At 63.5% G+C, this 15373-nt stretch carries 12 protein-coding genes; 1 reads left to right on the top strand and 11 read right to left on the bottom strand.

Features of this window, described 5'->3' with window-relative positions:
• Nucleotides 1-565: 565 nt before the first annotated feature.
• The 8 genes from ACLFLU_RS15995 to deoC form a co-directional block, all read right to left on the bottom strand.
• Entirely contained in the window at nucleotides 566-1657 is a 1092-nt protein-coding gene (locus ACLFLU_RS15995) for an ABC transporter ATP-binding protein (protein ID WP_426413123.1), read from the bottom strand.
• A gap of 85 nt (nucleotides 1658-1742) precedes the next feature.
• A complete protein-coding gene (locus tag ACLFLU_RS15990; RefSeq protein WP_426413999.1) occupies nucleotides 1743-3182 on the bottom strand; it encodes an extracellular solute-binding protein in 1440 nt (479 codons plus the stop codon).
• Nucleotides 3183-3231: 49 nt separating this feature from the next.
• Nucleotides 3232-4269 (bottom strand): carbohydrate ABC transporter permease, encoded by a 1038-nt coding sequence (locus ACLFLU_RS15985; RefSeq protein ID WP_426413122.1) that lies wholly within the window; start codon nucleotides 4267-4269, stop codon nucleotides 3232-3234.
• Nucleotides 4266-5141 carry a carbohydrate ABC transporter permease gene (locus ACLFLU_RS15980; protein WP_426413121.1) on the bottom strand — a complete coding sequence of 292 codons (876 nt, stop codon included), beginning with the start codon at nucleotides 5139-5141 and terminating at the stop codon, nucleotides 4266-4268. The genes ACLFLU_RS15985 and ACLFLU_RS15980 overlap by 4 nt, the downstream gene beginning before the upstream one ends.
• Before the next feature lie 7 nt (nucleotides 5142-5148).
• On the bottom strand, nucleotides 5149-6072 hold the full coding sequence (gene rbsK, locus ACLFLU_RS15975; RefSeq protein ID WP_426413120.1) for a ribokinase: 924 nt from the start codon (nucleotides 6070-6072) through the stop codon (nucleotides 5149-5151).
• Nucleotides 6073-6077: 5 nt separating this feature from the next.
• Nucleotides 6078-6533, bottom strand: coding sequence for an RbsD/FucU family protein (locus ACLFLU_RS15970; RefSeq protein ID WP_209965532.1), 456 nt, complete (start codon nucleotides 6531-6533; stop codon nucleotides 6078-6080).
• Nucleotides 6534-6614: 81 nt separating this feature from the next.
• A complete protein-coding gene (locus tag ACLFLU_RS15965) occupies nucleotides 6615-9005 on the bottom strand; it encodes an aldehyde dehydrogenase family protein (protein WP_426413119.1) in 2391 nt (796 codons plus the stop codon).
• 2 nt (nucleotides 9006-9007) lie between these two features.
• Nucleotides 9008-10036 (bottom strand): deoxyribose-phosphate aldolase, encoded by a 1029-nt coding sequence (deoC, locus tag ACLFLU_RS15960; RefSeq protein ID WP_426413118.1) that lies wholly within the window; start codon nucleotides 10034-10036, stop codon nucleotides 9008-9010.
• Nucleotides 10037-10265: 229 nt separating this feature from the next.
• Here deoC and ACLFLU_RS15955 point away from each other — a divergent pair, with 229 nt between their 5' ends.
• Nucleotides 10266-11060 carry a DeoR/GlpR family DNA-binding transcription regulator gene (locus ACLFLU_RS15955; RefSeq protein ID WP_426413117.1) on the top strand — a complete coding sequence of 265 codons (795 nt, stop codon included), beginning with the start codon at nucleotides 10266-10268 and terminating at the stop codon, nucleotides 11058-11060.
• Between the two features lie 81 nt (nucleotides 11061-11141).
• On the opposite strand, the gene ACLFLU_RS15950 is transcribed toward ACLFLU_RS15955, so the two are convergent.
• The 3 genes from ACLFLU_RS15950 to ACLFLU_RS15940 form a co-directional block, all read right to left on the bottom strand.
• Nucleotides 11142-12254: a substrate-binding domain-containing protein gene (locus ACLFLU_RS15950; RefSeq protein ID WP_426413116.1), complete on the bottom strand. Its 1113-nt coding sequence runs from the start codon at nucleotides 12252-12254 to the stop codon at nucleotides 11142-11144.
• A 162-nt stretch (nucleotides 12255-12416) separates the two neighbouring features.
• A complete protein-coding gene (locus tag ACLFLU_RS15945; protein WP_426413115.1) occupies nucleotides 12417-13409 on the bottom strand; it encodes an ABC transporter permease in 993 nt (330 codons plus the stop codon).
• A complete protein-coding gene (locus ACLFLU_RS15940) occupies nucleotides 13406-14986 on the bottom strand; it encodes a sugar ABC transporter ATP-binding protein (protein ID WP_426413114.1) in 1581 nt (526 codons plus the stop codon). Before ACLFLU_RS15940 ends, ACLFLU_RS15945 begins: the two co-directional genes overlap by 4 nt.
• Nucleotides 14987-15373 lie beyond the last annotated feature (387 nt).

Below are 15373 nucleotides of genomic sequence, written 5' to 3'. Positions count from 1 at the left end.
CTGCGCGAAATGTAGCGCAGGAAAACCGCACAGCAGCATACAGGTGGTGCCAATCACTCGGCCTTCCCTGCGCAGTGGGTTGACGGCTTATGCCGTGCTCTCCCGGGAGCCGAGTTCCTTCTGGCCTCCCTCGCCTCGCAGATGAGCGATGCGGCCCGCCCGGTTGGGCGCCCCACAACTCCGCGAAAGCTTGACCGTAGCAACGACGGCCAGGACCACACGGTTTTGCCGTACGCACGGCTCGCTGGTTCGCCGCATTATCCTCCAGCGTTGTCGACGTTGCCGGAAGAATGCAGGCGAGACGAACCTAGACAGCGCCGCTCGCCGGCACGCGGTTTCGGGCTCACAGGGACTACCCGCCCTGCCCGCACCTCTCGCGCCCAACGCTGTCCGCGTCCACCGCAAGCCCGGCTCGCGACCAAAACGACACGAGATCGCCCCTCAAGGATGAGCCGGGATGCCGCAACGCATACGCCATTTCCGAATTTCGGTAAAGTGGAATATTTTTGTGGAGAGGGGTTGACGGGGGCGCGAAACAGGCAGGCGTTTGCCCGCCACCCGCAGGCTAAGAAATGGCCTTCCCTGAAGCCTTGTCGAAAAGGTGCGTTCGCTCCAGATCAAGAGCGACGTCTATCGAGCGATCCGGCGCCGCAGCGACGCCGACCTGCATCTGAGCCGTGAACGGAAATGCGCCTACGGTTCCAATCACGAGCGTATGCGGCCCGAGCGGCTCCACGTCTTTCACCATCAGGCGAACGGAAGAGCCCATCGGCGCATCTTGCCGGAGCACATGGTCGGGCCGCACGCCAAGCACAACCGGCTTGCCGACGCTCCCCGCATAGGACGCCTCGCGGGACTTCGGCAATTTCAGCACCGTACCCGACGGCTCGCTGAAGACCAGCACGCCGTCGCGAGCGACAATCTCGCCATGGATAAAATTCATGCTGGGCGCGCCCATAAAGCCCGCGACGAAGAGATTGCTGGGCTTCTCGTAGATCGTGATCGGATCGGCCGCCTGCTCGATCCGGCCGCGATTCATCACCACCACCCGATCCGCCATGGTCATGGCTTCGACCTGATCGTGCGTGACATAGACGATCGTCTTGGCGAGACGGCGGTGCAGTGCCTTGATCTCGGTCCGCATCTCGATGCGGAGCTTGGCGTCGAGGTTCGACAATGGCTCGTCGAACAGAAACACGTCCGGGCTGCGCACGATGGCACGGCCGATCGCGACGCGCTGACGCTGTCCGCCGGAGAGCTGCTTGGGCCGGCGGTCCAGATACGGCTCGAGGTCGAGAACCCGTGCCACGTCCTGGACTGCTTTGGCGATGCTGGCGCGTGAACCGCCCCGCACCTTCATGCCGTAGCCGATGTTCTCCCCGACCGTCATATGTGGATAGAGCGCATAGTTCTGGAACACCATCGCACAATTGCGCAAGCCCGGGCGCAGCTGCGTCACGTCGCGATTGCCGATGCGGATGTTTCCGCCGGTGACCGCCTCCAGCCCTGCAATCATACGTAACGTCGTGGTCTTGCCGCAGCCGGACGGGCCGACAAGCACGACAAACTCCTCGTCGGCGACGTTCAGATCCAGCCCCTCGATGATCTTGTAGGGCCCATATGCCTTGCTGACGTTTTCGATCTCGACGTGCGCCATGGATTCCTTTTTCCGTCCCTTATATCGACGGCCAACAAAGCCCGGATGATGCTTACGCATCATCCGGGACAGTCTCCGCAGGAAGCTAGTTCTTGGGCGGCAGACCCATCGCTGCGCGATAGGCCGCCAGTTGCTTCGCGCGGCCGAACTCGTCGGTCAGGCGATTCCATTCCTTCGCGACCGCGTCCAGCGCGGCCTGCGGCGTGGTCTGGCCGGCCAGCGCCTTGCCAAGTTCGATCTCCACAACCTCGGTGTAGGAGAAATAGCCGGGCAGACGCATGTCGAGCGCGACGTTCTTGCCGTTGATCGAGTCGGCCTGGGCGCCGAGATATTCCTTGGCCTCCTGCGGCGAGAAGATCTTGCTCCACAACTCCAGATTCGCGGTGTGCGACTTGCGGTATGGGTTGACACCCGTGCCACCGGTAATCGCGGCCTGGCCGGAGACTTCAGGGCTTGTCAGCGTCTTGACGAAATCCCATGCCGCCTGCTGGTTCTTGCCCACCTTTGGCACGGCAATCTGCCAGCCTCCGAACGCCATGAAAGGTGCCGGCAGCACTGCCGGAAACTTGTCCCACGCCTTGGTCTTGGCGTTCCAGATCTCGTCAGAGCCGGGCAGCACTGCAGAGCCCACCTTGCCGGAAATCTTCGATTGCTTGGGGTCGGCGGCGATCACGCCGGTATCGCCCCAGCCGATCGACTCGGCCACCTGGCCACCGGCCACGGCGGCATTGACCTCGCCGAACGAGAAGTTGAGCGCATTGGGTGGGCCAAGCTTGGAAGCGCGGATGTATTCCTCCAATCCCTTCACCCAACCCGGATTGTTGATCTGGGCATCCATCGTTTCGGGGTCGAAGAACATCGCGCCCGGATAGTTCGGGTTGTTGGTATAGGCCGCGGCGTGGCTGAAGAAGAACCAGAACTGCTGGCCGCCGCGACGGAAGGCTTCCGCCGTGCCCCAGAGTCCCTTGTCGGGGCGCTGGAAGAACTCCGCGATGTCGAGATATTGCTTCCAGGTCTTCGGCGGCGCCAGATCATAGCCGTACTTGGCTTTGAATGCGTCCTTCTCCTTGGGATCGCTGAACAGGTCGGTGCGATAGGTGTAGGTGTGAACGTCGCCGTCCATCGACTGCGAATAGATCTTGCCTTCCCACACCATCAGGCGCTCGCGATAGGCCGGCTCGACATCGTCCCAATCCTTGCCGGACTGCATCTCTTTCGGCATTTCGCTGAGATAGGAGACGAAGTCGGGCAGCCAGGCCGGCGCAAAGCTGACCAGATCGAACGTCGCGTCCGATCCCGTCAGCGATGTGACAATCTTCGGGTAGAGTTCCGACCACGGAAATTCGACCACATTGACTTTGCCGCAGGTCTTCTTGGTCCATTCGTCCGCGCCGAGCTTGAGCGCGGAGGCGATATACGGTCCGGTCTGCGACGCCACCGTCAGGGTGACGCCGGAGTAATCCGGGCTACAGGCCGCGTTCGCCTGGCTCACGGTGCAAGCCATCGCGAGCGAGGTGGTCAGCATCAGAAACGTCCGTCGCAACATCGTCCAGTCCTCCCTACTTCAGTTTTTGCTATTTGATTGCTCCGAGCAGCAGGCCCGACCGCATCATGCGGCTGAGCAGACCTGCCATGATCATCATCGGAATGATGGCGACGAGCGCCGCGGCCGAGATCGCCCACCATTCGTCGCCGCGCTGGCTGTTCTGTCCCGCCACCAGGATCGGCAGCGTCTGCCATCTGGAATTGGTAAGGAACAGCGCGAACAGGAACTCGTTCCAGACGAAGGCGAGCGTGATCATGAAAGTCGCCAGCAGTCCGTTCATCGACATCGGCACCACGATGCCGAGGAAGATGCGCCAGCTCGGCACGTTGTCGACCATGGCTGCTTCCTCGACCTCAATCGGGATAGCTTCAAAGAAGTCGCGCATCAGCCAGACCACGATCGGCAGCGAGAACGCGACGTAGCACAGCGTCAGGCCGACATAGCTGTCGATGAGCTGGAAGCCGAGCCGGCCGATTTCGCTGTAGAGCAGATACAGCGCGAAAGCCGTGACGATCGGCGGGAACATGCGCTGGCTGACGAACCAGAACAGAATGTCCTCATTGCCGAGGATCGGCCCCGGCAGCGGCAGGCGATTGGCCAGGATTGCAGCGGCAAGCGCGATCGGGAACGCCAGCAGCAGCGCCTGCGCGCGGGTGAATCCGAGCGAATTGTTGAACAGCAGATAGCCGCCGAGCGCGAGCAGGAAGAAGATCAGGCCGGCGCCGAAGCGCACCTTGAACTCGAACCGCACCAGCGCATAGGCCGCCATTGCGCCGACCGCGGTCGCGATCGCCGCCGCCGACAGGCCGACGATCGTCGAGTTCAAAAAGGTCCGGAAGAACTCGCCACGAATACCCTGGTAGAGATCAATGAATGGCTGCAGGGTCGGCGTGAAATCGATGAATGGAATATAGGTCGGGCCGCCAACCACGCCCGGCGGGGTCTTGAACGCCGTCACCACCACCCAATACAGCGGAAACGCCGTGATCAGGCACCACGCGAAGACACCGGCCGCGACCATGCGGCGGCTCCAGTTCGACAGTCCGGTAAGGCCATGCCCGCTCATCGGCGCTTCTCCAGATGCGGCCGCAGCAGCGCCAGATAGGTCACGCCGATGATCGTGATCGCAATCAGGAACAGGAAGCTGAGCGCCGACGTGTAGCCGAGATTGAACTTCTTGAAGCCCTCCTGATAGGCGAACAGGGTCAGGGTCTCGGTGTCGACCCCCGGCCCTCCGCCCGTCATCACGAACACGGTGTCCATGATCTTGTAGCTCTCGATCAGGCGAATGAAGACGACCGCGGCGGAGATCGGTAGCATCATCGGAAAGGTGATGCCCCAGAATTGCTGCCAGGCGCTGGCATTCTCGAGCTCGGCCGCCTCGTAGACATCTTCGGGGAGCGTTTGCAGGCCGGCCAGCATCATCAGGATGACGAACGGGGTCCACTGCCAGATCTCAACCGCGATGATGCAGGCGAGCGCCCAATGCCCGTTGGTGAGGAACGGCAGGTTCGCCATGCCGAACATGGACAGGAACTGGTTGAGCGGCCCCATGGTCGGATTGAAGATCATGCGGGCAACAAGCGCGACGGCAACCGGGGCCAGCAGCATGGGCAGCAGCAAGGCCACGCGAAACAGCCGTTCGCCCGGAACGCGCGCGTTCAGCGCGAGCGCAACGCCAAAGCCGATCACATATTGCACCCCGACCGCGATGAAGGCGATCAGCGTCGTCGTGAAGATCGCATTCCAGAAGCGCGGCTCCTGCAAGAGCGAAGCATAGTTGCCGAACCACACGACGCGCGGCGGGATCGGCGGAATCAGGCGATAGCTGAGGAAGCTCGTTGTGAACGAATAGACCAGCGGAAAGATCGAGATCGCCAGCACGACGAGCACGGCCGGCCAGATGAAGACATGCTTGATCGGATCGTTCCGCATCATAAGCAGATCATCCCTTCAACAGGGCTTCAATCTCGGCGCGCCGTGGCATCGCAGGCGCAGTCCCCGCGCGCGTCACGGAAATCCCCGCCGTGGCCGAACCGAAGCGCGCTGCTTCCAGTGGATCGGCGCCGTCCGCGAGCGCCGCTGCGAAGCCGCCGACGAATGCGTCGCCCGCGCCCGCGGTTTCGACCACCTTGCCGGCGGCGAACGGCGGCACGTGCAGCGAGCGATCGCGTCCGTGAAACAGCGCCCCGCGTTCGCCGAGCGTGATCAGCGCGGTACCCGCTCCCTTGGCCAGCAGCGCATCTCCGGCGCGGCGGGCGCCGGCAAGATCGCTCACCGCGATTCCGGTCAGCGCCTCGGCCTCTGTCTCGTTTGGAACGACGTAATCGCACAAGGCAAACAGACTGTCGTCGAATGCGCCCGCTGGTGCCGGATTGAACACGGTGATGCTGCCCGCAGCGCGCGCGATCTCGAGGCCGCGCTGCGCGGCCGCGACCGGTTGCTCGAGCTGGGTCACGAAGACGCGGCTGGCGCGGATCGCCTCCGCCGCCGCGTCGACGTCAGCGGGGCCGAGACCGTCGGCTGCTCCGCTCACCACGATGATGGCGTTGTCGCCGCGTGTCTCGTGGACATAGATGAAGGCGGCGCCGGTCGGCGCCTCTGCGGTCCTGGCGACGCGCGGCCGAATTCCCTCGGCTTCCCACGTCTTGATGGCGAGATCACCGAAGGCGTCGCGGCCAATCCGGGAGATGAAGGTCACGTCCGCGCCCGCGCGCGCAGCGGCGACGGCCTGGTTCGATCCCTTGCCGCCTGGTCCCATGGCAAATCCGGAACCGGCGATCGTTTCACCGATCGCAGGCATGTTGCCGGCCCGGAAGGCCAGATCGACGACGAAGATGCCGAGCACTGCGACGCCAGTCTTGCTCATGGTCGTCACTCTCCGTCCGGCGCGATGACGCCCTTGGAGAACAGGAAGCAGCCGTAGAAGCGCCGCTCACCGGTGGCGATCACGCAGTACGCCGTCTTGGCCTTTTCATAGAAGGCATGGCGCTCGACCCCGACCAGCGGCCAGGCGCGCCCCTCGGCGCGATCGATCGCGGCCTGCACCTCGCGCTGCACCGGCGGCACCTCCTGGGGCTGGCCAACAATCTCCATGCGGATCGCTGCATCGTCGACGAACGTATCGAGCGGCATCACCGAGAGAATGGCTTCGATCGCCTTTGCCGTGCTGACGTTGTCGATGCGAAGCAGCTCGCCGAACACGGTCTGGCGTGCGATCGAGTCGGCAGGGAAATTGGTATCGCACACCACGAGGCGGTCTCCGTGCCCCATTGCGCGCAAGGCATAGAGCACGTCGGCATTGAGCAGTGGATTGATGCCCTTGAGCATGTTGCGTCCCTCCCTTGTCTTCAAAATCGCCCGAACTCTTATGGTTCGGGTGCCAACCCATATCACCGCAAGGTGACGTCTTTAGTCCCCGTAAGGAATCCAGATGTTCTTCACCTGTACCGCATGACGGAGCAGGATCGGACCTTCGCTCGCCGCCCGGTCGTACCAATCGAGCGCCAGCCCGTGGTCGACCAGCGTACGCTTGAGGTTGCCGACCGACAGCCGCTCCGCCGCCGTCGAGGCCTCCTGCGAGCCGAACACCCAGAGCGCATCGACGTCGTCATGCTCGGCAAGGACCTTTGCAAGCGCATCGCGCTCGCCGGTGACGATATTGACGACGCCTGCCGGCACGTCCGAGGTCTCCAGCACCTGGTAGAAATCGGTCGCGGCAAGCGGATGCCGCTCGCTCGGGACGGCGACGATGCGGTTGCCCATCGCAATCAACGGTGCCACCAGGCTGATGAAGCCCAGCAACGGGGCCTCGTCGGGACAGGCCACGCCAACCACGCCGATCGGCTCGTGCATGGCAAGCGCCACGCCGCGCAACGGCGGCGCATGGATCGTCCCCTCGTATTTGTCGGCCCAGGCCCCATAGCTGAACAGCCGCTCAATACTCGCCTCGACCTCCGCGCGCGCCTTGGCGGGCGAAACGCCGGTCATGTCACCGATGCGCCGGGCGAACTCGTCGCCACGCGCGGACAGATTCTCGGCAAGGTAGTAGAGGATTTGGGCGCGATTATGCGTCGTCGCCCGCGCCCACCCCTCGGCCGAGCGCGCGGCGGCCACCGCGTTACGGATATCCTTGCGATTGCCCTCGCCGGCTTCGCCGAGGTGCCGCCCCTTCGGCGACAGCACCGCGCGGGAATAATTTCCATCAGGACGGACTTGCTTGCCACCGACAAACAGCTTGGCGGTTCGGTCGATCGACGGCGTGCCAAATCCGGCGCTGCCGGTCGAAGCCACCGGGGATGGCAGCGGCACCTTCGCCCGCGCCTTCCGCCCGGCCCAGGCCTTCGGCTTGAGATATTCGGTGAGGCCTTCCCGGCCGCCCTCGCGGCCGAAGCCGGACTCGCGATAGCCGCCGAAGCCGACGCTGGCATCGAACAAATTGGTCGCATTGACCCAGACCACGCCGGCCTGAAGTTTTGGCGCGATATCGAGCGCCAGGCCGATGGTCTCGCTCCACACGCTGGCGGCAAGGCCATAGCGCGTGTTGTTGGCGAGCATCACCGCCTCATCAGGTGTACGGAACGTCATCGCGACCAGCACCGGGCCAAAGATCTCCTCGATCGCCACCGTCGATGACGGATGTACGTTCCAGAGCAAGGTCGGGGGATAGAAACAGCCCTCGGTCGGGATCGGCCCCGGCGCCTGATACTTCTCGGCGCCCTCCTTGACGCCGGTTTCGACCAGCGCCTTGATCCGCTCGAGCTGCACCGGTGCGACCACCGCGCCCATGTCGATCGCCTTGTCGAGCGGCGGGCCCACGCGCAGCGTCTCCATGCGGCGGATCAGGCGCTTGCGGAATGTCTCCGCGATCCCTTCCTGCAACAACAGCCGCGATCCGGCGCAACAAACCTGGCCCTGGTTGAACCAGATCGCATCGACCACGCCTTCGACGGCGCCATCAATGTCGGCGTCGTCGAACACGATGAACGGCGACTTGCCGCCGAGCTCGAGCGTCAGCGACTTGCCGCTGCCTGCGGTCGACTGACGGATCAACCGGCCGACCTCGGTCGACCCGGTGAAGGCGATCTTGTCGACACCAGGACTTTCGACGAGCAAAGCGCCGGTGGCACCATCACCCGTCACCACATTGAACACGCCGGGCGGCAGGCCGGCTTCCGCCGCGAGCTCGGCGAACAGCAGCGCGGTGAGCGACGTGAACTCTGCCGGCTTCAACACCACGGTGTTGCCTGTCGCCAGCGCGGGCGCGATCTTCCAGGCCAACATCAGCAGCGGAAAGTTCCAGGGGATGATCTGGCCGATCACACCGACCGGGACGTGGTCGGCGAATTCGCGCTCCTGCAATTGCGCCCAACCGGCGTGATACAGGAAGTGGCGCGCAGCGAGCGGCACGTCGAGATCGCGGGTTTCCCGGATTGGCTTGCCATTGTCGATCGCTTCCAGCACCGCGAACAGACGCGCATGACGCTGCAGCATGCGCGCGAGCGCATAGAGATGACGGGCACGACCGTGACCACCGAGCTTTGCCCATGACGCCTGCGCGAAACGCGCGGCGCCGACGGCAGCCTCGACGTCCGCAGCGGCGCCCTGCGCGAGTTTGGCCAGCGTCTTGCCGGTGGCCGGCTCGATCGTCGTCAGATGCTTGCCCGAAGCCGGCGCGACGAATTTGCCGGCAATGAAATGCCCGAACGTCGCATCGTGCCGCTTCAGCCAGGCGCGCGCCTCGCCGTCCGCCTCGGGGGCGGGACCATAATCCATGGTCTCGTAATAATGTGCGATACTCATGCTCAGCCCACGGGATGACGGTTGAAGGCCGAGTAGCGGCCGGTGACGTGATGCTCAAGCTGCCGCTCGATGTCGGCGAGCAGGCTCGAGGCGCCGACGCGGAACAGATCCGGCTCGAGCCAATCGCGCCCCAACTCCTCCTTCATCAGGAACTGGTAGTTGAGCACATCCTTCGCCGTCGAGATTCCGCCGGCCGGCTTGAAGCCGATCTTGAAGCCGGTACGCTCCTCATAGACCCTGATCATGCGCAGCATCGCGAGCGTCACCGGCAGCGTGGCATTGACGCCTTCCTTGCCGGTGGATGTCTTGATGAAGTCAGCGCCGGCCATCATGCACACCATCGAGGCCTTGGCGACGTTGCGCAGCGTTTTGAGGTCACCGGTTGCCAGGATCGTCTTCAGATGCGCATCACCGCAGGCCGCGCGGAAATCCCGGACCTCGGCGTAGAGAGCGCGCCAATCTCCGGTCAGCACATGCTCACGCGTGATGACGATGTCGATTTCCTGCGCGCCGTCCCTGACGGACGCCTCGATCTCCTTGAGTTTCAGATCGTGCGGCACGAGGCCTGCAGGAAATCCGGTCGACACCGCAGCGACCGGAATGTCATACCCATCGAGCGCTTCGACCGCGGTTGCGACGAAGCGGTGATAGACGCAGATCGCGCCGGTGTGCAGCCCGCGTCCGGCAAAGCCGAGTGCCTCGAGGAGGTCGCTTCGCACCGGCGCCCTCGCCTTGGCGCAGAGGCGCTTCACGCGTTCGGTCGTATCGTCGCCGTTGAGTGTCGTCAGGTCGATGCAGGTGATCGCCTTGAGCAGCCACGCCGCCTGCGCATCCTTCTTGACGGTGCGTCGGCCGGGCAGGCTCGCAACGCGGCGCTCGGCGGCGGACAGATTGATCCTGATCTCATCGACCCAGTCCATTTCGAGCGCGCGGCCGCTGTTGCGCGCGATCGGATGCGGACGATTGTGATCCCGCGCATGTGGCGGCGCCGGCACCGCGGATGGATTTGATATCAAGACGCCCTGCGCCATCGGTACGCCGTGCAATGCTAGCGAATCGGCTGAAACGGCAGATAGACTGAATGTGCCGATTGCAACATGCGATCCTCCCATCCCTTGCCCGCTGGAGCTTCTGCTGCCTGCCATCGCGGACAGCAAAACGCCCTTCGGGCTAGATGTTATTATTGTAACAAATTGACGTTGCCGAACTCACATCATTGTAAGATCATTGTCAACCGGATAAGCAAGCTCGGTGACGAAAATGACTGAAGTACCGACCGCACGCCCCAGCGAGACCCGCGTCCAGCGGCTGCAACGGCTGCGCCGTGCCGTCGAGACGAGCGGCGCACTGCATCTGAAGGACGCCGCAGAACTGCTGAAGGTGTCGGAGATGACGGTCAGGCGCGACCTTGCCGGGCCCGAGGCGGCGCTCGCTTTGCTCGGCGGCTACGTCGTCAACGCGGCGTCGCCGACCGGGATCAAGTACACATTCGAACAGGAAATCGACCAGCATACGCAGGACAAGCGCCTCGCCTGCCGATCGGCAGCCGCCTCGATCAAGGAAGGCGACACCATCTTCATCGATTGCGGCACTACGATGCAGTCGCTGGCGGATTGCCTGCCTGAGGACATGCCTCTTTCGGTGATCTGCTATTCGCTGAACGTCGCCTCGATCGTCACCCACCGTCCGGCGACGCAAGTGATGCTGATGGGCGGGCTCTACCATCCGTCGTCGCAGTCGTTCTCGTCGGATGACGGCCTTTCCTATCTGCGGCGGCTCGGGGTCAACAAGGCATTCATCTCAGCCGGCGGCCTGCACTGGACCCGCGGCGCGAGCTGCTCGAATTTTCACGAAGTCGCCATCAAGCAGGCCGTCATTGCCACCGCGATGGAGAGCATCCTCGTGGTCGATGCCAGCAAGCTCGGCAGCCTCAAGCCGGCGTTCTTCTCCGACGTCAGCTCGTTCTCGCGGATCATCGTCGGTGGCTCCGTGCCGGCAGACACGCGCAAGCACTTCCGCAGCCTTCCCGTCGAGTACGTCACCAGCGCAGCCTGATCCGGACGGGGGCTGGTTCGCCCGGATCAGGTCTGCCGGAACGATGCGCGCTCCCTCGGAACCGCGCATCGATATTACAGGCTAGTTGCAGGCGGGCTTCGCCTTGTTGCAGGCATCCGTCAGCTCGGCCGGCGGGTCTTTCTTGAAGACGGTCTTGTAGGATTCCAGCACGTTCGACTGCGTCACCGGCAGCGACTGCACACCGACCCAGCCGGGCGTTTCCTTACCCAGTAGCGCATTCATCATCGCCAACGCCTCGGCGACGCCCTGATCGTAGGGACGCTGCGAGCCGGTCGCCTTCAGCGGACCGCCCTTGGCAATTTCGATCGCCGATTGCAGGCCGAGGTCGACCGTCGTCATGGGAATATCGATGCCCTGGGCCCGCATCGAGCTCAACGTGTCGAGCGCCGGTTGATCCCACACCGCGTACAGTCCCTTGACGTCGGGGTTGCCGGTCAGGAAGTCGCCCGCGATCTGCGAGACCTTCGGCGGATCGGTGAAATCGACCTGCTTCATCTTGATGTCGGGCCGGTTTGCTTTCATCCATTCCCGCACGCCCTTGGTGCGCTCGTTGGTGCTGAAATAGTCGACGCCGAAATTGACGAGACCAATGGTGCCGCCCTGCGCCATGCAGGACGCCAGAATCTGTGCCGCAATCTGGCCATTGCCCTGGCTATCGGCCGAAACCATCGTCGCATATTCCTCGGGATGCTTCAGGCCGGTCGGGATGCTGTCCATCAGGACGAGCTTGATGCCGGCTTTGGCGATCTTCTTGTAGGTCGGCGCGGTCGCGGTGAAATCGACCGGGATCGAAATGATTCCATCCGGATGCTGCTGGATGGTGTTCTCGATATCGGCGATCTGCTTGTCCACCTGATATTCGGCGGATGCGACGCCCGTTACCGTCACGCCGTACTTCTTCAGCGTATCAGTGATGCCCTGGATCTGGAGCTGCGACCAGTCGAGGTTGACCGTCTGCATGGAGATGCCGACCTTGAAGTGCTTCTCCTTGATCTTGGCGGCGTCGGCCTCCGACAGTGCGAGCACCTCGGGGGAAGCCGCCTTCTCGCCGTGGGGTCCCTGGCCGACGATTGATTTCGGCCCGAGCGTCGCGAGATCGACGCCCTTGACGCAGGTCGCGGGCACTTCGGCGCGAGCCGAGGGAACGATCGAGACCGCCGCAGCGGCAGCCATCAACACGGTCAAAGACAAGGTTTGCAAAGGCAAGGTTTGTCGCAAGATTGGTTTCATTGTTTCCTCCATTTTTTGGTCGCCGATTCACCGGAGGGCCAGCGACCTTGCCCCTACCCGCGCAGCGCGATGAACTTTTGGCTCATGCGCCGCGCCTGACTTCGACTAGCGTTTCGTGAAAGCAACCGCGGCAACGATGATCGCGCCCTTGATAACGAGCTGCATCGGCGAGCTCACGCCGAGCAGAACAAGGCCATTGTTGAGCGTTCCGATGATCAGGCTGCCGAACAGCGTTCCCAGGATGTAGCCGCGCCCGCCAAACAGGCTGCAGCCACCGAGGATCACCGCGGCGATGACGTCGAGCTCCATGCCCTGCACAACATCTGGCCGTGCGGCATGTGAACGCGCCGACAGCACCAGAGCCGCAAGGCCAGCCAGCGTGCCGGTCAGGACAAAGGCCGCTGTCGTGACCCGCTTGGTGTTGATGCCGGAATAGAGTGCTGCGGTCGGGTTGCCGCCGACCGCATAGATGCGACGGCCGAACACGTTGTAGTGCAGCAGCAGGATGCCGACGATCATCGCCGCCAATGTCCAGGCGATCGGAACCGGTATGCCGAGGAACGTGCCTTCCCCAAAAATCGCGAAATAGGTCTCGTTGGTGATGATCACCGGCTTGGTATTGGTCACCATCATCGCCAGTCCCCGCGCCATGCTCAGCGAGCCCAGCGTCACCAGGAAGGACGGGATCGATAGCTGCGTGGTCAGGATGCCGTTGAGCAGCCCGACCAGCGCGCCGGTGCCGAGCCCGGCCACGGCGCCCACGATCCAGCTGTTGTTGATCTGGCTCATCGCGAGCGCGGCCGCCATGCCTGATAGCGCCAACGTCGAGGCAACCGACAGATCGATCTGACGCGCGATGATGATGAAGGTCATGCCGACCGCGATGATCGACACCAGCGTGGTCTGGCGCCCGATGTTCAGGAAATTATCGACCGAGAGGAACCAGGGCGAGGACAGGCTGAACACCACCAGCAGGATCACGAAGGCGATGTACAGCATGTACGGCCGCTCGCCCCGCAGCAGATTCTGCAGAATTCTGCGGCGGCGATCGGATCGGGTCGACGCGGCGACCACGTTGGGAGCAGTCAGTTCGGTCATGCGGGAAGCTCTTGCAAGTGGCCTAGCCCGGAGGCCTGGTACATCTGGAGGAGATGATGCAGCTCTTCGGCATCATCGATCTCGCCGCGCGACAGCGTACGAGCCACACGCCCGTTCACGATCACGGAGATGCGGTCGCAGAGCTCGATCAGTTCGACGAGATCTGACGAGACGACCAGGACCCCGCTGCCGTCGCGGACGGCGTTCCGGATCACGGCATAGATTTCCTCGCGTGCGCCCACGTCGACGCCAACCGTCGGTTCGTCCAGGAGCAGCACGCGCGGCCGCGGATCATTCCATTTTCCGAACACGACCTTTTGCTGATTGCCGCCGGAGAGTGTCCTGACCAGGCTGAACGCGCCCGGCGCTTTCACCGAAAGCCTGGCGACTGCGGTTTCCGCACGCCTGGCGGCGGCGCGTTGCTGCATCCAGCCCCAGCGCGAGAAATGGGGAATCCGCGGCAAGGTGACGTTTCGTTCGATCGAATGGTCCAGCACCAGACCCTGCACGTGCCGGTCTTCCGGCACCAGCGCGATGCCCTGCTCGATCGCATCGGCAGGCCCTGCCGGCAGCCATCGCCGGCCCTCGATCTCGATCGCGCCGCTCTCGATCGGCCTGAGGCCAAACACTGTCTCCAGAATCTCCGTGCGTCCGCTGCCGATCAACCCGGCGAGCCCGTGGATCTCGCCCTTCAACACGGACAGATCGACGGCGCGAAGCCGGTCGTTGGACACATCCGACAGCGCCAGGACCGGCGACGGATCCAATTCACGCTTCGTGGCAGGTTCGGTGCGCCGGCCAGGGGATGCCAATCGGTCGGTTCCGACGATGGCGTTCACCAGCCGCTTCATGTCGGTCTCGGCGGTGACAAACGTGCCGGCGTTGGCGCCATCGCGCAGCACCGTCACGCGCTGCGAGATCTCGAAGACCTCATTGAGCCGGTGGGTTACATAGATCACGCCTACCCCACGGCGCGTCGCCTTCCCGATCGCATCGAACAGGATCCGCACCTCATCCGATGTCAGCGAGGAGGTCGGCTCATCGAGGATCAGAAGCCGAACCTCGCCCATCAGCGCCTTGGCGATCTCCGTCATCTGGCGATAGGCGAAAGGCAGCGAGCCGACAGTCGCTCTCGTATCCAGGGGAATGCCGAGCTCGTTCAGGAACGCCTCGGCCCTGGCCATCAGCGCGCGCTGCCGCACGAAGCCGAAACGTGCGCGCGGCTCGCGGCCGAGCAACAGATTGTCCGCAACGCTCAAGGATTCGACGAGGCTGAGGTCCTGATAGACGACGGCGATCCCCGCCTCGCGCGACTTCGCCGGGCTGTCGAATTCTACCGGCCTGCCGGCGATCTCGATCGTGCCGCTGTCGAGGGCATGAACACCGCTGAGGATCTTGATCAGCGTGGATTTTCCCGCGCCGTTCTCGCCCAGCAGCGCGTGCACCTCGCCGGCACGGACCTCGAGGTTGACGTCGCGTAGCGCTCGCACGCCGCCAAAGCGCTTGTTGATGCCACTGACCGTCACAAGCGAGGTCGACGTCCCAGGCCCTGCTGTACCCGAACCGGACAATTCCAAACTTTCCTCCCGTCGGCCCTGCGCGATGCTGGTACGATGGTGACATCTTGTTATTTTTGCAACTTATCTTGTTATAATTCTATCACATCGAGCGACCTGTCAATGGCAGATCGCGTGTTGGAGCCGGCTGAAATGACTGCTGGCCCCGGTCGCGCTCCGGGCGGTCTCAGGTGGCGAAGCACGCAGCCGTCGCCCCTGACCGGGATCGGCGACCATGCAAGTGCTGGTTGCGTGCGAAGTTGCGCCGCCTCGCATCGCCTGGCTCTCGACATGGAGGGAGTGTCGATCCGCAATGTTGATCTCAGTGTCGAAGACGCGCGACATTGCACCGCGGAACGATTTGCGACGCACCATTCAAAATGAGACTGCCCGTTAAGCCGCGAAGGG

The sequence above is a fragment of the Bradyrhizobium ganzhouense genome (assembly GCF_049949285.1).
Lineage (GTDB): Bacteria > Pseudomonadota > Alphaproteobacteria > Rhizobiales > Xanthobacteraceae > Bradyrhizobium > Bradyrhizobium ganzhouense.
This window is presented reverse-complemented; position numbering and strand designations above follow the sequence as displayed.